Consider the following 24,344-nt stretch of genomic DNA (forward strand, 5'->3'; position numbering starts at 1 on the left):
CTCTTTAACTTTCATATAACCATACTCGAAGCAATGACAAAAGCTGATCAATATCTACCGGCTTTGAAATATAATCTGAAGCTCCTGCATTAAGACATTTTTCACGATCTCCAATCATGGACTTAGCAGTCACCGCGATAATAGGCAGCTTTTTGAATGCCGGTATTTTCCTGATTTCCATAATGGATTCATAGCCATCCATTTCAGGCATCATCATATCCATTAAAATAACATCTATATCCGGATTGTCACGGAGCTGCTGAAGCGCATGCTTTCCATCCATTGCTACAATAACGTCAACTTTATATTTTTCCAGCGCTTTGGTCAAAGAAAAGATATTTCTTACATCATCATCTGTGATGAGAACTTTTTTCCCGCTTAGCACTTCCGTCAGAGATCCCAGAGCTTTTCCTCTGGTACTCTCAGCGGAGTTTTTTTTCTCTTCTACCAAATGTAAGAATAATCCCACCTCATCTAAGATTCTTTGATAAGAGTGCGCCGTTTTTACCACAATAGAGTCAGCATATTGTTTTATTTTCAATTCTTCTTCTTTTGATAAATTGTGTTCCGTAAAAATAATAATCGGAAGATTCTCCAAGCCTTCATAACTTTTTATGGATTCTATTACCTGGTATTTATTTCCTTTTAAGCTTCCGATGTCAAGAATAACGCAATCAGCTTGATTGGAAGTCAACGCTTTGACACTGTCTTCTACATTGTGCTCTACAGAAAGAGAAATATTAAAATTACTCAGATAATAAGATAATGCACTGGCATGTTTGGCATTTTCTTCAACAATAAGAACTTTTTGAGGGCCCTTTTTTAAAGCTTCTTCAATTTTTCTAAATACATCGGTCATTTTATCAAGAGCTACCGGTTTACTGATGAAGTCAACCGCACCTTTCATGAGGCTTTCTTTTTTAACGTGCAAAACAGACATCATATGCACCGGAATATGTCTGGTCTCTGTATGAGATTTTAGCTCATCCATCACCTTCCATCCGTCTTTTACAGGAAGCTGAACATCCAATAAGATGGCATTTGGCTTAAACTTCTGAGCAGCTGAAAGCCCTTGATCTCCTCTTACCACAACAACACCTTTATAATCCTGTAAATGGGCATATTTTAATAAAGCTTTCGCAAAATTGATATCATCTTCGATAATCAGAATTACTTTATCCCCATCCTTAATATTTTCTCTGTCGTCCTCTACATCTTCAGGAATTTCAAGCTTACTTACCTGAGCTGTGTCTATTCCGGTTTCATCAAGTATATGTTGAATTTCTTCAACATCCTCACGGATAATCTCTACCAAATCATTTTCTGTTTCAACCTGCCTGTTTTCAGGTACAGCATTCACAGGAATAATAAAGCTGAATTCACTTCCTTTATTAAGCTCACTCTGCAAAGTAAGTTCGCCTCCGAGAAGTTTTGCTATTTCGCGGCTTATTGATAATCCTAATCCGGTACCTCCGAATTTTCTTTTTGTAGATCCATCCGCCTGCTGGAATGCTTCAAAGATGATTTTCTGTTTGTCTTTTGCAATCCCTACTCCAGTATCTTTCACAGAGAAAATGATAAACCCAGGTTTTTCAGAATGGTTTCTGATGTGTAAATCAATACTTCCTTGGGATGTAAATTTTAAAGCGTTGGACAAAAGATTTCTTAATACCTGATCGATACGAAGGCGGTCTCCCTCAATAACCTTTTGAACATCGGGTTCAATCTGAATCTTAAACGGAAGACGTTTTTCCTGAAATACAGGATTGAAAAGACTTTTCAAATCTTTAACCACCTCTTCAATATACACATCCTGATATTCAAGAGTCATCTTACCGGATTCTATCTTGGCCAAATCAAGAATTTCATCAATCAAGGTTAACAAACTTGTTCCTGAGCTCTGAATAACTTTAGCTGATTCTACCTGGTCTTCATTAAGATTTTTTTCCGGGTTTTCGGCCATTAATCTTGATAAAAGAAGGATCGAATTCAGAGGTGTACGCAATTCATGCGACATATTGGCTAAGAATTCAGACTTATATTTGGTGCTTAAAGCCAGCTCCTCTACTTTTTTCTGAATTTCATTATTACGTTCTGCAATCAGATGATTTTTTTCTTCCAGCAATCTTGAACGTTCTTCCAGCTCAACATTTGCCTGCATCAGTTCTTCCTGCTGTACTTTTAATTCCTCTTCCGAAGCCTGAAGTTTCTGAGTCTGAGCTTCCAGTTCCGTATTCAGATTCTCGAGTTCGGAATGTTGAACCATAAGCTCTTCAGACTGAGCCTGGGTTTCTTCCAACAGCTGCTGTTCTTTTTCCCTGCCTCTTGCGGCGCTCAGTGCAATTCCGATGTTTACACAACATTCTTCAAAATAGGCAATTCTGTCTTCTTCAAAGTTAGAAGTGGATCCAAGCTCTAAAATGCCTATTATGTGCCCGTCTGCAAAGATTGGGAGCAATATAATTCCATAGATTTTGATCGTACTGCTGGCAAAAGTTACGACAAAATCATCTTCATGAAGATTATTATAGACCTGGGTTTTAGCGTTAATAAAAGCCTGGCCAACCATTCCTTCTCCCGGCTCGAAAGTCTTTTTCATATTGGCTTCCAACCCAAATGCTTTATTAAGTTTTAAAACGCCTTCATCATACAAATACAAAGAACCATTGATACATTTACCATACTCTATCAATTGTTTTAAAGCCTTACCGGAAACTTCTTTCACAGATTTGTTCCCAACAAGAGATTCATTGAGTAAAGCGAGCCCTTTTTGACGCCAGTCACTTTTATTAATTTTTTCAAAAGAATTTTTTAAAGATTCGGTCATGTAATTGAGAGATTCTGCAAGATCGCCAAGGTCGCCTCCTGCATTATCAACAACCTTTTCGGTATAATCACCGTTAGCTACTCTATTGGCAATCCTCTGGATAGCACTTACACGACGTGTCATTTCCTGGTCTTTTTCCTTGAGCATTCTTTCCAGTTTATCTCTTCTGATAAGATCCGCTCTCATTTTAATATAGAAGAATGCAGTGACTACCACAGCAGCTATAGCAGAAAAAAGAATGAAAAGAACAGTAGTATTGGATGAACGGTTTAGATCTTTATTTTTAATTTCAAGCTGGCTTTCTTCATACTGTACAAAATCATTGACAATTTTACGACACTGGTCCATATAATCTTTACTCGTAACGATTTGCTGCTGAGTCATTATATTACCTCTCCGCCTCTGTTCAACCAAATATTTCAGATTATCTGTTACCTGATTAACTGAAACTTTTAAGCTATTAAGCCTGTCCTGCTGGTTCTTATCATCCAGGCCCAATGATTCTGCGCGAACCATAGCTTTAGGATATTCTCTCATGCCCCTCTTGTAAGGCTCAAGAAAATCTTCTCTTCCGGTCAGCTGATAGCCTCGGTTTCCTGTTTCCGCATCCAGTAAGGATACCAAAACATCTTTCACCGCCGTCATTGCCAACCTGCTTTTGGAAAGATTCTCCCGATGATTCATCTGGTTCTGGATGCTCCAGTAGGAAGCAAGTGAACTGGCTATCAAAATCAATAGTGAAAGGCCTACTCCAAACTGGAGATTTCGTATAATTTTTTTTGGCATAAAACTAATTTAATGGTAAGGTGAAATAAAAGGTAGAGCCCTCATTTAAAACGCTGGAGACCCCAACAGTCCCATGATGTTGTTTAATGATTTCGGAACAGATGAACAATCCTATACCCATTCCCTGAAACTGGAGTGAAGATTCTTCCACACGATAAAACTTTTTAAATACGGCATCCTGTTTAAAGTCAGGAATTCCGATTCCAAAGTCGGTTACACTCACTCTTACCTCCTGTGCTTCTTCATCCACAAAAGTTGTAATAATCACCTGATTGTTGTGGGGAGAATACTTTATTGCATTCGTCAGAAAATTGATCAGTACCTGTTCTATACGAATTTCATCCAAAGGAATTAAAATATCCGGCTTCACCCCTTCGCGTTCAATCTTCACTTTTCGTTCCTCATGGGTTTGCTGAATGGTATCAATAGCATTACTGATAACACTTTCCAGGTTTACGGGCTTTTTATTAATCTTTAATTTTCCGTTTTCAATTTTGGACACATCCAGCAAATCTGTAATGAGCGCATTTAACTTTTCAATCTGCCCCTGAAGCTTGGTTACAAATCCGGCTTCTGAACTTTCTTTATCAAGCTTCAGCTTTCTTTCTAAGAGCTGTACATAGGCTTTAATGCTGGTTAAAGGAGTTTTTAATTCATGACTTGCAATACTTAAAAATTCATCTTTTTCTTTTTCTATCTTCTTCTGGTCATCAATATCCGTAAAAGTTCCGACCCAATTTTTAATCCGGTCTTCATCGTATACCGGAGTTACTCTCAACAAATGATAGCGATAATCAAGAGATCTAATATTTTTGATTCTAACCTCCAGCTCAAGAGCTTTTCCTTTTCTTTTACATCTTTCAAATTCTTCTCTAATATTAGCATCATCAGGATGACTTTCCGGGAAATTCTGTTCGTTTTCTGAATACTGATACCATTTACCATTCACAAAATCAACAATTCCGTCTTCATTGAGTGTAAATGCAATCTGGGGAAGAGATTCAAGCATTAAATGGAAATGATCGATCTGAGATTTCATCGTGACCTGCGATTCCCTTCTTCCTTTCACTTCCAGCTCAAGGTTCTGCTGCGTTTTTTTCATAGCGATATTCTGCTCCTGGAGATTATAGAAAGTTTTTACCTTCAGTAAAAGTATTTCCGGATCTACGGGCTTGGTCACATAGTCTTTGGCTCCGGAGGCATAACCACGTGTGATAAATTTTTTATCCGTGTTTACAGCAGACAGAAATATAATGGGAATATCTTTTGTTTTGCTATATCCTGATAATGATTCTGCCACTTCAAAACCATCCATGTCCGGCATCTGAACATCTAAAATAATTAAAGCATAATCGTTTTTTAATGCTTTACCTAGTGCCTCTTCACCGGAACCGGCTGTTTCAACTTTGAAATCCTTGGATTCAAGTAATTTTTGTAGAGAATACAGGTTACTTTGATTGTCATCAACAATTAAAATCATAGAAGTTAGAATGAATTATGAGTTACGCGTCGTTTGATTTCAAAAATACTTACAATATTTTAAAAAACGGCAATTTTTCAGGGATTATCCAAGGTTTTACATTTATTATTTTCTATAATTAAAAAATATTAAAACCTGATTAATTATTGGGGCAAAAAAGCAGTATAACCATCCGGTCATCTTTAAATATTTATTCATTAAATTTACTCTATGGAAAATAAAATTATTGATAAAGTAGCATTGATCAGCATTTCTGACAAAAAAGTTCTTACCGCACTTTCCAAACTGAAATCAAAACTCTATTTACCGGGTGGCAAAAGAGAGCCCAATGAGTCTGATACTGAATGCCTGAAAAGAGAAATCATGGAGGAGCTCAACGTTGAAATCAAAGAAGATTCGATACGCTATTTTGATACCTTTGAAGCTCCGGCTGATGGTAAAGATGAAGATATTCTGGTAAGAATGACATGCTATTTTGCAGAGTATTCAGGTACACTTCAAGCTTCAAGCGAGATAGAATCTTTTGAATGGATCGATTTTAAAGACCGTCATAGAACCTCAGCGGTTGTTGCTCTTATATTGGACCGGTTAAAAAGTCTGGATCTGATCAGCTCTTCTTAAATTTCAAAGGAGAATATTGTTTTTCCAAGCCTATTAAGCTTTCAATATTAAGATATTATTTCTTTAATTTTTACGCTTCTAATTGACAGTCACTTCTTCTACCTTTAATTTTCCTTTTCCCCTCACTTCCACGTGTGCATTTAAATCTCTGGAATAGAAATTCTACAAGAGCCTGAATACTCTTTTTTGATCACAGTGATTGAGATCATATTTTTTATGATAATTCTTACCGAATTTAGGGTTAAAAATTATTGTAAAATCCACATTAGATTATGAAAAAGAATTTTTTTGATCATTTTGCTGATCAGGCTGCATACTTTGCAGGAAGTCCGGGCGCATTCATTGGGGCAAGTCTACTGGTAATTATATGGGCTGTTACAGGACCATTTTTCAAATTTTCCGAAGTATGGCAAATGGTGATCAATACCGGGACAACCATTGTAACCTTCCTTATGGTATTTCTGATTCAGAAAGCACAGAATAAAGATTCAAAAGCAATCCAGATTAAACTGAACGAACTTGTTGCAGCACACGAAAATGCCAATAATCGTATTGTAGATATAGAAGATTTAACGGAGGAAGAACTGGATCAGATTCACAAATTTTATGAAAATCTGAGGAATTCTCGCAATAGAGATACCTCCAAAGAAGAATAAAAAATATTTTTGGAAAGTATGATTTTGTAGAGTATGTGACCTGAATCAGTTTCCTTTTTATCTCTAACTACCTTTCATTCATATTTTTGCATCATCCCCCTCTTTTTAAGGAGGGGGATTTAAACATAAATAAAAGTAAACTCATTACTTATGTAATGAAAGATTTTAATCCAGAGGTTTTCTACCAGTAATGATATTATATAAAACCACAATTATAGCAATTACCAGTAATATGTGTACCAAATATCCTGTACTTATCCCCGGTATTACGCCTAACATTCCTAAAAGCCATACAGCAATACAAATGACTGCTACTAACCATAATATACTTCTCATAACTGTCAATTTTTTAATTATACAATTACTATCTGCATATTTTATGCCTTTTTTTATGCAAAGCTTATTAATTAAAGTTTTATGCTGTATGTTTTTCCCAACATTCTTGTTGGGAATTTTCTTTAAGTATTACTTTTTTTAGGTCTTAAAATCAACCTGATAGAAGGATTATTTGTTATAAAAAGCCTTAACCAATCAAAGGCCAATCGAATTTTATTACGAAAGCCTACCAAAGGAATAATATGAATAAAAAGCCAGGTAAGCCAGGCCGGAAACCCTTTAAAAGAAAATTTAGGAAGGTCAACAACCGCATTGAATTTTGAAATAATTGCCATACTTCCCTTATCATTATACCTAAAAGGAACTAAAATCTTTTCGTCTTCAATTCTCTTCAAATTTTTTCCTAAATTTTTCCCTTGCTGAATGGCTACTTGTGCCAACTGGGGGTGACCTTTAGGATATGTTTCTTCTGTCATTTGCAGGCAAATATCTCCTACAGCATATACACTATCTAATCCCTGAACTTTATTGTATGCGTCTACCAAAATTCTTCTTCCCTTTCCTATACTTTCCTCGGGGAGACCTTTTACTTCCCGTCCGATTACTCCTGAAGTCCAGATTAACGTTTCTGTTTCGATAACCCTTCCGTCTGCCAATATTACTTTTGCATCGGTATAGTCTTTAACAGCCACATTTAAAATAATTTTAACTCCCAATTTTTGCAATTTAGTATAAGCGGCTTCCTGTGCAATCTTACTCATAGGAGACAGCAAAACCGGAAGAGCATCAATAAGATAGATATTGGAAAAACTCCGGTTAATTTCAGGATATTCTTTTTCCGCAATATACTGTCCCATTTCCGCGATCATTCCCGCAAGCTCCACTCCGGTAGGACCACCGCCGGCGATGACTATATTCTGCAGTTTTTGAGCTTCTTTAATACTTTTATTCCTTGCCGCTTCTTCAAGTGTCAGCAGAATGTAGTTTCTCAGATACAACGCTTCATCAATTGTTTTCATAGGCAATGCACATTTCTGAACATTTTCCATTCCAAAGAAATTAGATTCTGTGCCTAATGCCAGAACCAGATAATCGTAATCCAGTTTTCCGTTATCTGTTTCTATGGTTTTTGTCTCCGGAATTACTCTTACCAGACTTCCCATATAAAATTGTACATTTTTGTAGTTGGAAAACAGTCTTCTGAACGGATAGCTGATATTAGAAGCTTCAATGAAAGAAGTGGCAACCTGGTAGATAAGCGGCGGAAAAAAATGGTAATTATTCTTATCTACTAATGTTATTATAAATCTATTATCGTTTACCAAAGATTTCACCAGATTAATCCCGGCAAAACCTCCGCCAACAATGACAATGTGCTTTTTCATATGTAATGGATAAAACTGAATAACAAATAGTGTTCATTTACAAAACAAAATACTTGGGCATGAGTTCAAAAAAGTATTCGTATTTTTTCATTTCAGCTAAAAATGATTTCAGCATGGATTGCCTTATGTCTTGTTAACAGGCTTCTGCATTTCTCCCATTCTGTGTGCTGCCATACTGTCTGTGGATATATTGGTCATAGCTACAGATAATTTGTTTTTAAATCCTGAGATTACCTTATCATCACCATTCATAAGGGCATTATATCCATCAAGGGCTACCTCTTCAGGGGAAGCAAGGTTATCCGGATCTTCCAAAATTTTACTTTCATTCATATCAGCTTTATTAAAGAAATCAGTATCTGTAGGACCTGGCAATAATGCTGTAACGGTAATACCTGAGTCGATCAGTTCTTCTCTAATGGCTTCAGACCACGATAAAACAAATGCTTTTGTCCCATGACATACCGAATGCCATGGTCCCGGAGCTTTACTGGCTAGTGAAGCGAGATTAAGGATTTTTCCAAATCCCGTTGGCAACCGGTCTTTTAAAAATAGTTTAGTCAGTATAATAACAGAAACAATGTTTAAATTAATAATATCAACCTCCCGATGAATATCCGTTTCCTGAAACTTGCCATATACGCCCTGACCAGCATCATTAACAAGAATTTCCGGACTGATTCCGTTTAGTTTCAGTTCCGAATACAATGAAAAGGCATCATCCTGCAGGAAAAGATTTTTGGCCATTGTGATTACGTTGCCTCCAAAACTTTTGAACTCATCTGCTTTTTCTTTTAGTTCATCATGATTACGGGCAACAATTACAAGGTCGTACCCATTTTTTGCAAATAACTTTGCCAATTCATAGCCAATTCCGCTGGTTGCTCCTGTAATAAGGGCATATTGATTTTTACGTTCCATATTTTTTATTTTAATGTGGGTGAATATTTTTTCAAATTTTAATCTTTCCAGGGATCAAGAACTACTTTGACACAACCATCCAGCTTTTTATCGAATATTTCATATCCTTTGGCCACCTCATCCAATGACAGTCTGTGCGTTATAATATCATCCAGCTTTACACGTCCATTTACCACATGATCCATCAACTGGTCGATAATGGCATGAACATTACATTGTCCTGCTTTAACCGTAATTCCTTTGTCAAATATCTGTCCCAATTTGAAATTGTCGTAATTAACAGGATACACACCAAGAACAGAAACAATTCCGCCACGTCTTACAGCACTCATACAGGCTTCCCAATACCTTAATGGAACCTTTTTCAAAGTTTAAAACTGCTTTAGCTCTGTCTATAAAATCTCTGTCGGGTTCAAAACCTACTGCTTCAATGCAGAGATCTGCTCCTCTTCCGTCAGTCATATCCCGGATCTGCTGAACTGCATGATCTGCATCTTCCCATAAAATGGTATCACAGCCTGTTAATGCTTTAATTTTATCTAATCTGTATTGTTGGGTATCAATAACGATTACTTTTTTTGCATTGTACAGAATAGCACTTTTGGCCGCCATTGATCCAACAGGTCCTGCTCCAAATATTGCCACTGTCTCACCACCTTTTAATTCGCCCCACATAACCCCGGTATAGCCTGTGGGAAAAATGTCTGTAAGAAATAATACTTGTTCATCAGTAAGATTTTCCGGTACTTTTCTTGGACCAATATGTGCATACGGAACTCTTACATATTGGGCCTGTCCTCCATCATATCCTCCATATAGATCTGAATACCCAAAAAGAGCTCCGCCTTTATCTGTCAATATTCCTCCTTCCGGGCCATAGTGTTCGGGATTGCTTCGTTCACAGGCTGTCGGAAGATCATGTTGACAGAAAAAACAAGTTCCGCATGAAATGGGAAACGGAACTACTACTCTATCTCCCACTTTGAGATTGGTAATGTGCTGTCCTACTTCTTCCACGATGCCCATAAATTCATGCCCCATTACCATAGGTCTCGCCTGGGGAATACCTCCAGAATACATATGAAGATCACTTCCGCAAATAGCCGTTGAAGTAACTTTCAGAATGATATCATGAGATTCTTTAATCATCGGGTCATCTACGGTATCGCATGTAATGACTCCTGGTGAATGGATAACTGCTGCTTTCATATTTTAATGTTTTGGTGTGATACTGGTGTGTCTCTATATTCTGACATCTATTGTTACCCAAAATTACAACAGGTTGATTTTCTTCTCTATGACTGGAGTCATAATTGGATATATTATCATCATTATTGGTTCCTTTGGAAATTTTGAAGGTCAATCCTTCATTTTTCAGAACCGCTCATCATTTCTTTTTATTATCCCATGTTCACACCATATTTTAGCTTACTTCATCTCTAACCATTTGGCTTATTTTTTGATAAGTACAACACTAATCCCCTTAAAAACCACCTACAAAACATTAAGATATGATTATCAGTGAAGATCTTTTAATAGCTTTCGGCGGCGAATACGAGACCTACCCTGCTAATACAGTTATTTTTAGTGAAGGAAGCCAGCCGAAATTTTATTTTCAGATTGTGAATGGTAATGTTGAATTAAACAATTATCATGAAGACGGAAAAGAATTTACCCAAAATATTCTTTCTGACGGTCAAAGTTTTGGAGAGTCTCTACTTTTTAGTGACCAGCCTTATCCCATGAATGCTATAGCCACAACAGAATGCCGCATTCTGAAACTTTCAAAATCAGATTTTCTTGACCTGATCAGCCAAAATAAAAAAGTTTCTTTCGATATGTTCAAATGCTTATCGGACAGGTTGTATTACAAATATCTGATGCTGTTTAGCATTACTTCTTCCAATCCTGCCTATAAAATTAGAGCACTCATGGATTATATAAAAGGTTATAATTCTTCTGCCATTCCCAAACATTCATTTTTGGTTCCTTTTACGCGCCGTCAAATAGCAAACCTTACGGGGCTTAGAATAGAAACGGTAATCCGGACCATTAAGAAAATGGAAAATGAAAACATTTTAAAAATAGAAAACAGAAAAATATATTATTAGCATTAGTTACTCTTTTTAATCCAAACGGAGACCGAGGCAGGGTTGACATAAAAAACAGCTTTTCCGGTTTCGTCCGTCTTTACCTGCTCTTTTCTTTGTTCCAAAAAATCGATATATATGTTATTGGCATGCTCTATTCCTAAATCAATTTCTTTGTATCCATCTTCACTATTGGATAATATGACAACACAACCAGGATTGTCTGGAGTTCCTCTTCTCACCCATGCAATACAATTCGGGTGGTCAAAATAATTTACCTGTTCCCCATAGGCAAAGTATTGCCTTACCTTTAATAGCTTTGGTAAAATTTCTACTTTTGGGATAACGATATTTATTTCTTCTCCATCTTTCATATCGGTATATTCGGCCCCAAAAAGATCCGGATAAAATACGCATGGATATGCCTCTTCTGATAATAAAATAATTGCATAAGCGATTGGCTTGAACCAGTTTTGAACTGAAGACTCCAGAGCCTGTAGCTGCTGGGTATCATGATTTTCTACAAAGGAGACGGAAAATACGGGCTTTTTCTCCAGGAAACTTCCTTTCAAAATCTGGCTAAGATCATAATATTTTCCTTCTTTTGAGGCTGTAAAAAAATTATAATGCAAAGGCGCATCGAAACAAGAAACCAGATCATTCATATGATCTGAAAAAAAGGCTATTTTCTCTGCTTCATCTTTCCAAAATTCACCTAATATATAACAATCAGCCTTGAGCTCATTCTTTATATAAGAAATCCAGTCTTGTAAAAAATTTGAAGAAATATGCTTTAAAGCGTCTAAACGAAAACCATCTACTCCTGTTGTTTCCAAGTACCATTTTATCCAGTTTTTCATTTCCTTTACTACCTCAGGATTCCGATATTCTACATCTGCGCCCATCAGATAATCATAATTGCCCAGCTGATGACTTACATCATTTGTCCATTCGGTACTATATCCATTGTGAATCTTAAAGATCCCTTTTCTCTCTTCTCCATCTTTATTAATAATATCTATACCGCTAAAGCACATGTAATTCCATATAAAATCAGAATATTTCCCTTGTCTGGCAGGAAATGTGAACTTGGTATATGCAGTTGCCTGGATGGGATCACCCATTATTTCATTCCGGTTTTCACTATTTACTTCGTGTATTGTGATCTGTTCTTCTTCATCTCCTCCCATTCTATGATTGAGTACAATATCAGCATAGACAGAAATTCCCGCTTTTTGCGCTTTTTTAATTGCATTAAGATATTCATCTTTTGTTCCATATTTAGTTGCGATTCCTCCTTTCTGATCAAATTCACCTAAATCGTACAAATCATAGACATCATACCCTATTCCTTCTTTTCCTAAGCTACATTTCGTTGCTGGAGGCAGCCAAACAGCCGTAAATCCCAAGTCTTTTAAATACTGTACATTTTCTGAAAATTCATTCCATAGTTCACCGGAATGGTACCAGTGAAAATATTGTATGATCACTCCGTTCATAAATTTTTCTATTAAAATTCATCAAATAAATTTCCTACATAAAAAATTTAAAAAAAATGATTCCAATCATATTGTTTACTTTTTAATTCATAAAAAACAATTCGGTCTGATATGACGCCAGTCATAAAACTACATTTCTTTCAATTTCTATCTTTGATCAACACCAAAAAAATATAGTTATGAAATCATTATTCTTATTCATGGTATTTACGTGCTGTCTTACTTTCGTCAGCTGTACCAAAGATCCCCAACCCAGAGCTACCAACATTGACAGTTTAAATACAGGAGACAGCATGGTTTCGGGTACTGCTCCTATAACGCCTGATTCCGGGGATCAAACGCTTCCTATGGATAGTGCCTCTTACGATGTAGATTCCATTAAAAACAGTAAATAGGAATTCGCCCTTAGTACGCCTTACGTTTTTCTTATTATGAAAACGAAATTGATGCTCTACCCCTTAAAGCATCTAAGATTTAGAAACTCTCTGTACCTTCTATACTATTTCGTTATGGCAGAAACCTCATTATTTAATCAGCCCGGAATTCAGATTACCATTGTCTTACTGCTGATCATCATTATTGCCGGCCTGGTTATCGTTGTTCTGAAGTTTTTATCCGTTTATTCCCAGATATTACGAAGAAAAGAATATTCGGAAATTCAAAAAAAAATAGAAAACCTCAGCCCTGAAGAACTTAATGAATATGAACGAAGAGAAAAAGAGCTTGATTTTCAGCAGCCTGAAAATCAACTTTCCGGACATGTTTCTGCTACTGATGAAAAGGGAGTCATCCGGAATATTAATTCGGTAGAAGAATTTCGTTTTTTTCCTACTAAAAGGAGAACCTCATCTTTTCTCAATTATGTATCTCCGGAGCTCACCCGGCTTATTCTCTGGTTTCTAGGAACTGCCATATTTTGGCTTCTTATAGGAACCTCTTTCGGATTGTATGCCGGAATAAAATATGTAGCTCCCGATGTTGAGCATACGAGCTGGCTAAGCTTCGGAAGGCTCCGTCCGGCACATACCAATGCTGTATTCTGGGGATGGGCTTCTCTTGCGATGGTGGGGCTTTCCTATTATGTTGTAACTAGGGTCAGCAATATTGAAAATTATAATATTAAACAGGGATATGTTTCATTAATTCTCATGAATACTGCCGTTCTTGCCGGAACAATATCGTTGCTTTCAGGAATTAATAATGGCGGAGGAGAATACCGTGAATATATATGGCCTATTATGATCACCTTTGGAATAGGAGTAGCTATCTCGACACATAATCTTTTTAAGCCTGTTGCCAAAAGAATTGTTAAAGAAATTTATATTTCAAACTGGTATATTATTTCCGGCTTTATGTTCATTGTGGTCGTTATTTTAGTAGGTTATATTCCTGTATGGCAAAACGGTGTCGGAGAAACCATTACCCAGGGATATTATATGCATCAGGCGATCGGAATGTGGTTTATGATGATCAATCTCGGTCTGATGTATTATTTTCTTCCTCAGCAGCTTAATAAGCCTATCTACTCTTACAGTCTTGGAGCATTGGCATTCTGGACCCACATTTTGTTCTATACTTTGATTGGAACGCATCATTTTATTTTCAGTGCGATTCCCTGGAGACTGCAGACAACCGCTATTATTGCCAGTATGGGAATGCTGATTCCCGTTGCAGCAGGAACCACCAACTTTCTTCTGACCTTTAACGGAGCATGGTACCAGTTAAAAACCAGCTATACACTGCCTTTTTATTTCATGGCCATCATCTTTTATGTTACAGGCTCGTTTCAGGGAACTGTAGAAGCTTTCCGGTACACGAATCTTCTGTGGCATTTTACAGATTTTACCGTTTCGCATTCACATCTTACCATGTACGGAATTATCACCTTTATGATCTGGGGATTTTCTTACACGTTAATTCCGAGACTTACAGGAAAAGAGCCACCCAAATTATTGGTTGGTGTTCATTTTTGGTTAGCCCTGATCGGATTATTGATGTACGTGATTGCTCTTATGATAGGGGGAACACAGACCGGTCTGATGTGGATTAAGAAAAAACCTTTTATAGACGGAGTTATCAATATGTTTCCTTTCTGGCTGTGGAGAGCGATCGGCGGAACATTTATGTGGATTTCCCATCTCATTTTTGCTTACAATTTTTACCGGATGGTAAGGATAAAAGAGAATCTCCGGATTCCCCGAACCCCTGCGGAAATTTTGGCTACCAAAAGACAGCTTGGAAATACAGAGTTTAAATCTTAAAAATTACAGTTATGATGCTTCTCAATGACCATAGAATCCTTTTCGGCTCAGCATTAGGCTTGTTCTTATTTCTGACGTTTTATATCGCGATTATTCCCGCTATGGAAAATCAGAAGATCAACCAGCCTTTACCCAGACAGGCAAAAATGCTAACAAAAGATGAGAGAGCCGGAAAAATGGTATATATCGAAAATGGCTGTGTTGCCTGTCATACCCAACAGGTAAGAAGTGTGGAAATGGATAATGTTTTTGGTAAAAGACCGAGTATTCCTGCAGATTTTGCCATTAACAGAAGAACTGATTTCTGGAGAAACACGGCCAATCTTATGGGAACCCAAAGAGCCGGCCCCGACCTTACGAATGTAGGAGAGCGACAACCCAGCTCAGAATGGCACCTCATTCATCTTTATCAGCCCAGAGCAGCGGTAGAAGCTTCTATTATGCCTTCTTATGAATTTCTTTTTATCGAAAGAGACTATTTACAGCCAGGAGATGTAGAAGTAAAAGTCCCGGAGAAATTTTTAAAAAATAAAAGGAAAAAAATTGTAGCCACTCCAAAAGTTCTCTGGCTGGTTGCCTATTTGAAATCATTAAAACAAACTGATTATACAGACAAATCAATGGTTCCTGCGTTTCTCTATAAGCAGCAGAAAAAAGAAGCGGGCGGAAGTCAGGGAGGAGAAAATCTGCCTGATGGCGGAGAACTGTTCACAGCCAATTGTGCATCCTGTCATCAGGCAAACGGTGAAGGTGTTCCCGGAGCATTTCCACCATTAAAAGGAAGTCCTGTAGTCAACGGTGGAGATTTGGAATTGTATGTCACCATCATTATGAAAGGTTACGATCCGAGACCCGAGTTTGCAACCATGCCGCCTGTAGGGACAAATGCCAATTTCACCCCGGAAGACGTTACGGCCATTATGAACCATGAACGGACAAGCTGGGGCAATAATGCCAAAAAAGTGACTGTAGAAGAAGTAAAAGTAATCATGGATAAAATTAAATAATTATGAAATTTTCTGTAAAATACCTCATCACGTGGATCTCGGTTTTTTTTACGATCTATACGTTTGCCTGTGATGCATGCAAGCTTAGACAACCGAAGATAACTCAGGAATATACCCATGGAACAGGCCCTGAAAGCGATTGGGACTGGTTTATCGTAGGTATTGTTGCCCTGATAACAATTTTAGCTTTTTTTTATTCGGTAAAGTATCTGATTAAACCCGGAGAAAAGAATAAAGACCATATCAAATATTCTGTTTTACCCTAAAAAATGAATTATGACTAAAGACAAAAGTAAAGTTTTCCTTTTCATAGATAATGATCCGGCACCTATTGCCGAGCTGGACACTCCTATTGTCTTTGATCTGGATACCAGAAAACTGACCGACGGAGAACATATTCTAAAGATTATAAGTCATTCGCCCACAGGAAGAGAGGGTATCAGAACCATTCATTTTACAGTGGCCAATGGTCCGGCAATAAGAATAGAAGGACTAAAAAATAAAGATGTTGTAGATGGCACCCTGTCATTAATGATTAACGCTTATGACAAAGGGAATCAAAAGAGTTTCCTTATTAACGGAAGCGAGACTCCACAAACAATCCCTTTCTGGATATGGATAATTATTATTTTATTTATCGGCTGGGCTCTTTATTACGAAATAACCAGTGCCAACATCCAGTAAATTATGACATTGATAGACTGCCTATTGTAAGAATAATTTCTAAAATTATGTACGGTATGAAAAAGTTCAAAATATTTCCTTGCTTTCAGGCAATCTATTATTTATTTACCTCGATATGGCCTCTTATCCATATGAAAAGCTTTTTGATGGTAACCGGTGAAAAAACAGATTTATGGCTGGTAAAAACAGTAGGTATTTTGCTTCTTCCTTACTGTCTGCTTCTATTTTATCTTACGTTTAATGATAAAAAGAATCCGGTTATTATATTGAGCATTATATTCTGTTGTCTGGGACTATTTATTATTGATATTTACTATTATTTAAACGGTGTTATTAATGGAAGTTATCTTATTGATGCCGGATTTCAACTCCTGTTTATGGGATACTGGCTTTATTTTCTATCTATAAGAAAAATTCGTTAATTTTTTCTTTATAATCCACTACAGTTCAGTAGATCTTCAGAAGATTTCAATCCTGGTATTCTAATTTGGAAATTATTTATCTCTATTTTATTAAATATTCAATCTGCATTAGAAATCCAGAAATCCGTTGACTAATGTCTTCCATTGAATCTTTGAAATTCCAATCATTCCACCTGCAGCAATCAAGAGATTTCTTGCTTTGTCTATAAACTCTGCATCCATATTTGGCGTCTCATTTCTGCCATAAATTCCGGCTTGGATAAAATCCCTTCCTTTGAAGATTCCGAATGTAGAAGTAGCTTCATCCGAATAAAAATGTACAATATGTTCGGAAGTTTTATCCTGTGGATTTTTCGAAGGTCTGCACGTCATCATTATAAAATCAAGGCAAATACCATGCGTACGTTCTTCAAACAAATCTGTAATCTCTACCCAGTCAAAACCTTTGGCTTCAACCGTTCCCGGACCCGGAATGTCTATCCTTATGTAATCTCCAATTAATGGATACCGGTCCACCATTTCACCTTCTGAATCAAAAAGTTTAAAATCGGCAAAACTTTCTCCACAATAGCTTTTCCAGTTGTTTATCAACATGAATCTTTCTTTTAATCTATTGAATCCTTCATGTACTTCTTCCGGATTGGCATAGTCTTTCTTAGCTTCCGTATCATGAAAGCTACCTTTCTTATGAACAGGTACTCCAAATATTTCTTTAGGTTTCATAATCGTATTATTTTTTAATTTTCATCGTAGGCCATATCCACCGGTTTGGATTCCGGAGAACCTTTTTCCCGAAGCCATATGGATAAAATCACCAGAGATGCCACGGCTAAAAATTCGCTTTGCCAATTCTGGAAAGATTCGAACCAGAACCTGGATTCTGAAATATACTGCAATGCCGAAACTACAGGTTCATTCTTTGAAATCTGCTCCGTATTATAATCTTTAAGACTTCCGTAGAAATGCAGGATAAAACTTATCAAAAACAATATACCAAAGGCTAATGATAATGAATGTTTATATATTTTAAGCCATATTCCTCCTTTCTTTACGGGCCATGGAGCATTGGGATGAGGCTGAGGTTCTTTATCCACCTCCTCTTCTCCTTCCAAAGGCTTGGATTCGCTGGAGCCCTTCTGTCGCAAAGAGACTGTGAGTAATACATACAGCATCATCTGTAGAAATTCGCTTTCCCAGTTTTCAAATGTAGCCTGAATAAAATGGCCGCTTTGGAGGTATTGCGTTATATTCAATGCTTGCTCTCCATTTTCCACCAATTCCTTATTTTCTGTTTTCCAACCTGTTAAAAACTGTGCTAACAGGAATGAAAGCATCAAAAAGAGTAAAACTATACTCAAACTATTGCGGTAAAAAAAGCTTTTGGAATTCATTGTTTTACTATTTAGAACAGTTAAATCTTATTCGCGTTCTTCAATGTCTATTCTTTGCAGGTCTTTCACTGTAGGTCCGGTGAGCATTTTTCCATTAACATTGAATCTGGAACCATGACACGGACAGTCCCAGCTCAGCTCGGCACCGTTCCAGCGGACTTCACAGTGTACATGCGGACAGGTACTTTTCAGCACATGGATTTTCCCTTCTTTTTCTTTATATACTGCAAATGACTCGCCTTCATGTTTTATCACTTTAGCCTCGCCTTCTTTAATTTCTTCCCATGAAGCAATCTTTTCGGCCGTTATTTTATCTTTAATAAAATCGCAGGCAGCCTCGGCGGTTTCCTTTACGAATTCTGTAAATCCTGCCATCGGTTTTATTCTTGACGGGCTGAATATTTCTTCATATTTACTTTTCCCATGAATAATAATATCCGTTAAAATTTGTGCAGTTATTGTTCCGAAGATCATTCCGTTTCCTCTAAAACCTGTCGCCGTAAAATACTTTTCCTTTACTTCCCGGAAGCTTTCCGATATAGGGAAATCCGTCCACCGGTTCATAATACTGGCTCGACCAGCTGTAGTATACTGTTTCAACATCAAAATATTGCCGGACATAGTTTTCCAATCTTGAAAAACATTCTCCCGTATTTTCTTCATGGCCGGTTTTGTGATCTTCTCCTCCCGCAATCAGCAGGGTTTTTCCATCTATTTTCTGAGTTCTGTAATAGTGATACGGCTCTGTAAGGTCATATCCGAGATGCTGTGAATATTCGTCATAATTTAAGCTAAAAGCCATTGCATAGCTTCTGTAAGGAGCTGTCATGAAATGAAGGATATTGACTCCCGGAGGAATATGGGTAGCATACACAAGATTCTTCGTTTTTATTTCACCTTTTGAAGTCTTCAGAACAATTATTTCGTCCTGTTCCTCATGACTTTCACAAGTACAATCTTCCAAAATATGTCCTCCTAGCTGTAAAAAAGCTTCACACAATCCCTTTATATATTTGATGGGATGAAACTGCGCCTGGTTGGGAATAATCACGGCTTCTTTAAAAGGAATCGGAAAAGAAATTTCTTCCGTATACGTCATTTCATGTCCCACTTTAGAAGCTCCAGCCACAATATCTTTCAATTTTTCAGCCTGTCTTTCGTCTAATGCAAAAAGAACGGCCGCTTTTTCTTCAAAATCGCAGTCCAGTCCATATTTCTTAATATTATTTTTAATATGATCCTGCGCTTCTTTTCCTACTTCAGCAAATAATTTTGCCTGTTCCAGGCCAAAATCATTAATCGCTTCATCGAAAGTGGTATCAAAAAAATCATTGATATGCGCTGTTGTTCCTCCGGTGGTTCCGAAACCAATATTGGCCGCTTCCAGAAGAATGCAATTTTTGCCGTTTTCCTGCAATTTTAAAGCTGTAGAAACGCCTGTAATTCCCCCACCAACAATTACAATATCAAATAACTGCTTATCATCTGCTTCTGAAGAAATTCTTTTAATTTCTTCCTGCCATATACTTTTTCTTACTCCATCTCTGTACATGACTTTTATTTTTTAATTATCGGATATTCAAAGTATCATTTTCCGAATTATTTCCGGAAGTCTTCTTTTTTGTATTTTCACTTTCTGTAGTGTTTTCTTTAGAACCTTTTTCATCAATATCACATCTGCATGAAGTGAAAGTGCATACACTAACTATTCCTATTATTAAAGCTGCTGTTTTCATATTTTATAATTTTGGTGATTTATCCGTTAACAATCAAGCCTCCGTTTGGATGGAGAACCTGTCCCGTAATCTGAGCTGCTCCCTCTGATGCCAGAAATAAAAAGCTTTCCGCCACTTCTTTCGGTGTCGCGTTTCTTTCCAAAGGAGGTTTTCTTGGATCTTCTTCTTTTTCATCAAAAGTTTCCTTGGTAAGCGGTGTTGCCACAGGTCCGGGTGCAACGGCATTTACTCTTATCCCTTTTGGTTTCGCCTGTAATGCCAGAGACCGGGTAAAAGAAACGATGGCTCCTTTTGTTGCTGCATAGTCCAGTAATTCCGGATGTCCCTGGTAAGCTACCGCCGAAGTTGTATTGATAATGCCGTCTCCTTCTTTTAAATGCGGAAATACTACTTTGGACAGTAAGATCATCCCGATGATATTGGTATCAAATGTTTTCCGGATATTTTTTTCTTCCAGATCCTGAATACGCTCTGCCGGAAACTGGGTCCCTGCATTATTGATCAGAATATTAATTTTACCCCATTCAGAAATTAGTTTGCGGACTGTTTCTTCACAAAATTCATAATCATTGATATCTCCGGAAAATATCCTGCATTTTCTTCCTAATGATTCAATTTCCGTTTTTACTTTTTCAGCATCTTCGTCGTCTTCATGATAAATAATGGCCACATCGGCACCCTCCTTTGCCAAAAGTAACGCTACTGCTTTCCCGATTCCGCTGTCGGCTCCTGTAATAAGAACCGATTTGTTAGCTAGCTTTAATTCTTTCATTTCCATTTATTTTCAATTGTAATCTTGATTGTACTTCTTTATTTTTACTGACTTCTGTTTTAAAGCACCCCAAAATGAATTCAGTGTAATATAATTGGGCATTAAGGGCTTGGGTTTTGGGGTGCAGTTCCAGTTTTCCGGTATGGATGATTTTGCCTTTATAAGAAAATGAAAAGAAAGCGAATATTTTGTAGGATGAATTTCTGATAGGTGTGCAATAGCCTGTTGTGGCAATCGACCAATCGGTTTCATAGAGTTTTGCTACATTAAGGGCCATTGTTTCTACAATATTTTCCGAAACACAGTCGCATTTCTCCGCTTCTTCTTGATCCACGTTCAGTAATTTTACCTTCATGGGTAAAGTATAGGCTGTCATTCCTCCTTTATAAATCAATGATGCATTAGGTATCTGAGAAAAAGCCAGCTGCAAACATCCTGAGGTTACACTTTCGGCAACCGCAATCGTTTCATCTGCCGTCATTAGTGACTGACCGATATATTCCAGAAGTTTTTTATGAAATTCCATCGCATTCTATTTTTAAGTAATTGATTATTTATATTAAGAGTTCCTTTCCTGCTCCAGCTCCCACACTCTGTGCTTAGCAATTGCATGGATGAACTTTTCTGCACCATTCTTATCTTCCCAGGTAATGATTGCAGGATCTTCATGTGCTCTTGCTCCCACATTACTGTTCATGTACAAAGGTTGGGTTCCTTCATCAAAGTAAATTGCCTTACAATGTTTATAGGCTTCGTTGATGAAATGCAGAACCAAATGCTTGTTTTCGGGAATTAATAGTTCTTTGACAGCATCTTCTCCTCCCGCTATATATAAAGCATCAAAGCAAACACTTGCCGTACTTGTCAATGAATGTTTAGGAATCAAAGTAGAGCCGTCACTGGTTCTTAAAGGCGCCAAACTGGGGGCTATCAGTTCCACAGTAGCTCCTTTTTCTTCCAGTTTTGTTTTTACCTCATCGCTTGCTCCCGCATCTAGACCACCTGCAACGATGAAACCAATTTTTCTGCCTTTAACCGTATTTTTAATAGTGTTCTGCATGCTCAAGGCTTCAGAAATTTTTACCTCAGGCTCTTTCTCTTCACTCTGCAGATCGATTGGATTGGCATCTGCCGGAAGGCTCTGATTCGGAAAATCCAGTTCTTTTACCTCAACTCCTATTTTTTCTGCTACCCGCCAAGCTAAAAATTTATCGATATAGACTAATTGCCCTACCAATCTTTCTCTAATTTCCGGGATCGTTACTTTTGACAATTCAAAAATCAGTGCATTCTGAAGATGGAATTTTTCCGGAGTAGACTGACTGTTGTAGAACAATTTAGCTTGGGAATAATGATCTACAAAGCTTTTACTTCTCTCCCGAACTTTTTTCCCGGAAACTCTTTCTTCCTGCGAAGTGAAGCCACCTTCTTTCATCATAGCCTGAAACGGACAGCCTCCTCCTATAGAATTAGGTTCGTAACTCACCTTTCCTTTTACGATCTGCTGTCTCATGTGCCCGTCTCTCTGGTTATTATGAACCGTATTAATTGATCTGTTAATAGGTATTTCATGGAAATTGGGCGATCCTAATCTTGACAATTGAGTATCTGTATAAGAAAATAATCTTCCCTGCAGCAAAGGATCGTTGGTAAAATCAATCCCGGGAACAAGATGTCCCGGATGGAATGCTACCTGTTCCGTTTCTGCAAAAAAATTATCCGGATTTTTATTTAAGGTTAAAGTCCCCACAAGCTGTACAGGAACAACTTCTTCGGGTACAATTTTCGTAGGATCCAGAAGGTCGAAGTCGAATTTATGTTCATCTTCTTCAGGAATCAGCTGTACGCCGAAATCCCATTCGGGAAATATTCCTTTTTCGATGGATTCCCAAAGATCGCGCTTGTGAAAATCAGGGTCTACCCCCGAAATCCTTTGGGCTTCATCCCAAGCTACTGAATGTACTCCCAGTTTTGGTTTAAAATGAAATTTTACAAAATGTACTTTACCTTCTTCATTAATAAACTTAAATGAGTGAACTCCAAAACCTTCCATTCTGCTGAAACTTCTCGGAATTGCCCTGTCGCTCATCAGCCACATGATCATATGCATACTTTCGGGCATTAATGAGATAAAATCCCAAAATGTGTCGTGTGCAGAAGCAGCTTGAGGAATCTCATTGTCAGGTTCAGGTTTTACAGCATGCACAAGATCAGGAAATTTGATGGCATCCTGAATAAAAAATACGGGCATATTATTCGCAACCAGATCATAGTTTCCTTCTTCTGTATAGAATTTTACGGCAAACCCACGAACATCCCTTGCCAAATCTGTACTTCCCCTGCTTCCCGCTACTGTTGAAAATCTTACAAAAACAGGAGTCTCTTTTCCTTCTTCAGTTAAAAATTTAGCTTTTGTATATTGAGCAAGGCTTTTATTCAGTTTGAAAACCCCATGTGCTCCGGAACCTCTTGCATGAACCACTCTTTCCGGAATTCTCTCGTGGTCAAAGTGTGTTATTTTTTCTCTTAGGATAAAATCTTCCAGCAAAGTAGGCCCTCTGTCACCAGCTTTTAAAGAATCCTGATTGTTATTGATCTTGAGTCCCTGGTTGGTAGTCAGTTTTTCATTTTCATTCAGGGTAGTATGTACTTTCAGCTGATCTGTTTTCTCGTTGATGTTCTTATTGTCTTTCATATCTATTATTTTTGAGTTTGATGTTTCTAATTAAGGCTTTGTTTGCAAGTCACAGTTTTTCAATATTGTTTCTTTCTAAAGTCTCCAATAACCTGCTTAGGCATTCTTCTTCTTTTAACACTTTATTATAAGCGGTCTTTGCATAAAGAATAAAGGAAGAGCCCTTAGCCGAAGCTTCTTCAATCCCATTTATTATTGTATCGCGGTTATTATCTTTATATGAAACAAATATTCCTCTATATATGTATCTATCAGCTTTCTAAGAACCTCAGATCCTGTATTTTTTTTTATTTTTTCCAAAGATCTTATCAGAAAAGCCGCTCCGTAAGAGCTAACCTCTTGGGGATAAACAATTTCATTTTCGGGATAGTTATTTTTATAATGCAACACAGTAGATTTCAATAGATCATTTTCTCTCATCTTTATATTTATCGGTTTTCAGATATATGTATAAATTTTTCAAAATAATGCATATCTTCATTGTCTTTAAAAGACATATAAAACATGGTTTTTATCGGTTCTTTTTTTCCTATACTTCCCAAAGAATCAAACTGAGCAATAAGCGCCTGAACGTTTTCCGGATCGGCATCTTCTTCAATTACAAATACTAAAAAAATATTACGGTCGATTTCTTTTGCATATATTGAAGCTCCTTCATTAAACAGTTCTCCATGGTTGGGAATTTTGATAAAGCATTGCCGCTTTAACGTCTTTAAAATTTTCTTAGAATTCATAATTGTTAACGTTAAAAAGCCATATAGATCGCCTCTATATG

General features: G+C 37.2%; 26 protein-coding genes. 9 read left to right on the forward strand and 17 right to left on the reverse strand.

The genetic code is table 11. The features are described 5' to 3' along the window. Nucleotides 1-4 precede the first annotated feature (4 nt). Together CLV73_RS07015 and CLV73_RS07020 are read right to left on the reverse strand one after the other, a co-directional pair. On the reverse strand, nt 5-3,613 hold the full coding sequence (locus tag CLV73_RS07015) for a response regulator (protein ID WP_100376129.1): 3,609 nt from the start codon (nt 3,611-3,613) through the stop codon (nt 5-7). Nucleotides 3,614-3,617: 4 nt separating this feature from the next. Further along, nucleotides 3,618-5,093 carry a hybrid sensor histidine kinase/response regulator gene (locus CLV73_RS07020; protein WP_100376130.1) on the reverse strand — a complete coding sequence of 492 codons (1,476 nt, stop codon included), beginning with the start codon at nt 5,091-5,093 and terminating at the stop codon, nt 3,618-3,620. A gap of 210 nt (nt 5,094-5,303) precedes the next feature. Here CLV73_RS07020 and CLV73_RS07025 point away from each other — a divergent pair, with 210 nt between their 5' ends. Continuing rightward, nucleotides 5,304-5,714 carry an NUDIX hydrolase gene (locus CLV73_RS07025; protein WP_100376131.1) on the forward strand — a complete coding sequence of 137 codons (411 nt, stop codon included), beginning with the start codon at nt 5,304-5,306 and terminating at the stop codon, nt 5,712-5,714. Nucleotides 5,715-5,986: 272 nt separating this feature from the next. Continuing rightward, nucleotides 5,987-6,370, forward strand: coding sequence for a low affinity iron permease family protein (locus tag CLV73_RS07030; RefSeq protein WP_185116761.1), 384 nt, complete (start codon nt 5,987-5,989; stop codon nt 6,368-6,370). Between the two features lie 165 nt (nt 6,371-6,535). On the opposite strand, the gene CLV73_RS18880 is transcribed toward CLV73_RS07030, so the two are convergent. From CLV73_RS18880 to CLV73_RS07045, 5 genes are all read right to left on the reverse strand, one after another. After that, nucleotides 6,536-6,706: a lmo0937 family membrane protein gene (locus CLV73_RS18880; protein WP_157798743.1), complete on the reverse strand. Its 171-nt coding sequence runs from the start codon at nt 6,704-6,706 to the stop codon at nt 6,536-6,538. 122 nt (nt 6,707-6,828) lie between these two features. After that, the gene (locus CLV73_RS07035) at nt 6,829-8,091 is read right to left on the reverse strand and encodes an NAD(P)/FAD-dependent oxidoreductase (protein WP_100376133.1); all 1,263 of its coding nucleotides are present in this window, start codon (nt 8,089-8,091) and stop codon (nt 6,829-6,831) included. Nucleotides 8,092-8,214: 123 nt separating this feature from the next. Then, a complete protein-coding gene (locus tag CLV73_RS07040; RefSeq protein ID WP_100376134.1) occupies nt 8,215-9,012 on the reverse strand; it encodes an SDR family NAD(P)-dependent oxidoreductase in 798 nt (265 codons plus the stop codon). 38 nt (nt 9,013-9,050) lie between these two features. After that, the gene (locus CLV73_RS19110; protein WP_228424273.1) at nt 9,051-9,344 is read right to left on the reverse strand and encodes an MDR/zinc-dependent alcohol dehydrogenase-like family protein; all 294 of its coding nucleotides are present in this window, start codon (nt 9,342-9,344) and stop codon (nt 9,051-9,053) included. Continuing rightward, the gene (locus CLV73_RS07045; RefSeq protein WP_228424275.1) at nt 9,289-10,221 is read right to left on the reverse strand and encodes an alcohol dehydrogenase catalytic domain-containing protein; all 933 of its coding nucleotides are present in this window, start codon (nt 10,219-10,221) and stop codon (nt 9,289-9,291) included. The genes CLV73_RS19110 and CLV73_RS07045 overlap by 56 nt, the downstream gene beginning before the upstream one ends. A gap of 302 nt (nt 10,222-10,523) precedes the next feature. On the opposite strand from CLV73_RS07045, the gene CLV73_RS07050 reads away from it, so the two are divergent. Further along, a complete protein-coding gene (locus CLV73_RS07050) occupies nt 10,524-11,123 on the forward strand; it encodes a Crp/Fnr family transcriptional regulator (protein WP_100376135.1) in 600 nt (199 codons plus the stop codon). A 2-nt stretch (nt 11,124-11,125) separates the two neighbouring features. Here CLV73_RS07050 and CLV73_RS07055 read toward each other — a convergent pair whose 3' ends face one another. Beyond that, entirely contained in the window at nt 11,126-12,601 is a 1,476-nt protein-coding gene (locus CLV73_RS07055) for an alpha-amylase (protein WP_100376136.1), read from the reverse strand. 179 nt (nt 12,602-12,780) lie between these two features. On the opposite strand from CLV73_RS07055, the gene CLV73_RS07060 reads away from it, so the two are divergent. From CLV73_RS07060 to CLV73_RS07085, 6 genes are all read left to right on the forward strand, one after another. Continuing rightward, the gene (locus CLV73_RS07060) at nt 12,781-12,996 is read left to right on the forward strand and encodes a hypothetical protein (RefSeq protein ID WP_100376137.1); all 216 of its coding nucleotides are present in this window, start codon (nt 12,781-12,783) and stop codon (nt 12,994-12,996) included. A 114-nt stretch (nt 12,997-13,110) separates the two neighbouring features. Then, the gene (locus tag CLV73_RS07065; protein WP_100376138.1) at nt 13,111-14,862 is read left to right on the forward strand and encodes a cbb3-type cytochrome c oxidase subunit I; all 1,752 of its coding nucleotides are present in this window, start codon (nt 13,111-13,113) and stop codon (nt 14,860-14,862) included. A gap of 11 nt (nt 14,863-14,873) precedes the next feature. Continuing rightward, a complete protein-coding gene (locus CLV73_RS07070) occupies nt 14,874-15,869 on the forward strand; it encodes a cbb3-type cytochrome c oxidase subunit II (protein WP_100376139.1) in 996 nt (331 codons plus the stop codon). A 2-nt stretch (nt 15,870-15,871) separates the two neighbouring features. Next, nucleotides 15,872-16,135: a hypothetical protein gene (locus tag CLV73_RS07075; RefSeq protein WP_100376140.1), complete on the forward strand. Its 264-nt coding sequence runs from the start codon at nt 15,872-15,874 to the stop codon at nt 16,133-16,135. A gap of 10 nt (nt 16,136-16,145) precedes the next feature. Further along, a complete protein-coding gene (locus CLV73_RS07080) occupies nt 16,146-16,553 on the forward strand; it encodes a cytochrome C (RefSeq protein ID WP_100376141.1) in 408 nt (135 codons plus the stop codon). Between the two features lie 56 nt (nt 16,554-16,609). Further along, nucleotides 16,610-16,975 (forward strand): hypothetical protein, encoded by a 366-nt coding sequence (locus CLV73_RS07085; RefSeq protein WP_157798744.1) that lies wholly within the window; start codon nt 16,610-16,612, stop codon nt 16,973-16,975. 108 nt (nt 16,976-17,083) lie between these two features. On the opposite strand, the gene CLV73_RS07090 is transcribed toward CLV73_RS07085, so the two are convergent. The 9 genes from CLV73_RS07090 to CLV73_RS07130 all read right to left on the reverse strand — a co-directional run bounded on the left by CLV73_RS07090 (nt 17,084) and on the right by CLV73_RS07130 (nt 24,303). Further along, nucleotides 17,084-17,698 carry a hypothetical protein gene (locus CLV73_RS07090; protein WP_100376143.1) on the reverse strand — a complete coding sequence of 205 codons (615 nt, stop codon included), beginning with the start codon at nt 17,696-17,698 and terminating at the stop codon, nt 17,084-17,086. A gap of 14 nt (nt 17,699-17,712) precedes the next feature. Then, nucleotides 17,713-18,366: a DUF6766 family protein gene (locus CLV73_RS07095; RefSeq protein WP_100376144.1), complete on the reverse strand. Its 654-nt coding sequence runs from the start codon at nt 18,364-18,366 to the stop codon at nt 17,713-17,715. Between the two features lie 27 nt (nt 18,367-18,393). Beyond that, nucleotides 18,394-18,930 carry a Rieske 2Fe-2S domain-containing protein gene (locus CLV73_RS07100; RefSeq protein WP_157798745.1) on the reverse strand — a complete coding sequence of 179 codons (537 nt, stop codon included), beginning with the start codon at nt 18,928-18,930 and terminating at the stop codon, nt 18,394-18,396. Then, nucleotides 18,851-19,918 (reverse strand): NAD(P)/FAD-dependent oxidoreductase, encoded by a 1,068-nt coding sequence (locus CLV73_RS07105; RefSeq protein ID WP_100376146.1) that lies wholly within the window; start codon nt 19,916-19,918, stop codon nt 18,851-18,853. The genes CLV73_RS07100 and CLV73_RS07105 overlap by 80 nt, the downstream gene beginning before the upstream one ends. Before the next feature lie 16 nt (nt 19,919-19,934). After that, nucleotides 19,935-20,102: a hypothetical protein gene (locus CLV73_RS18885; protein ID WP_157798746.1), complete on the reverse strand. Its 168-nt coding sequence runs from the start codon at nt 20,100-20,102 to the stop codon at nt 19,935-19,937. Nucleotides 20,103-20,121: 19 nt separating this feature from the next. Beyond that, complete coding sequence (locus tag CLV73_RS07110; protein ID WP_100377013.1) at nt 20,122-20,874, reverse strand: SDR family oxidoreductase; 753 nt, start codon at nt 20,872-20,874, stop codon at nt 20,122-20,124. Then, entirely contained in the window at nt 20,852-21,400 is a 549-nt protein-coding gene (locus CLV73_RS07115) for a CinA family protein (protein ID WP_100376147.1), read from the reverse strand. Before CLV73_RS07115 ends, CLV73_RS07110 begins: the two co-directional genes overlap by 23 nt. Nucleotides 21,401-21,433: 33 nt before the next feature. Further along, complete coding sequence (locus CLV73_RS07120) at nt 21,434-23,569, reverse strand: catalase (protein WP_169925740.1); 2,136 nt, start codon at nt 23,567-23,569, stop codon at nt 21,434-21,436. Nucleotides 23,570-23,997: 428 nt separating this feature from the next. Then, entirely contained in the window at nt 23,998-24,303 is a 306-nt protein-coding gene (locus CLV73_RS07130) for a hypothetical protein (protein WP_100376150.1), read from the reverse strand. Nucleotides 24,304-24,344: the final 41 nt, after the last annotated feature.

The sequence above is a fragment of the Chryseobacterium geocarposphaerae genome (genome assembly GCF_002797535.1).
Classification (GTDB): domain Bacteria; phylum Bacteroidota; class Bacteroidia; order Flavobacteriales; family Weeksellaceae; genus Chryseobacterium; species Chryseobacterium geocarposphaerae.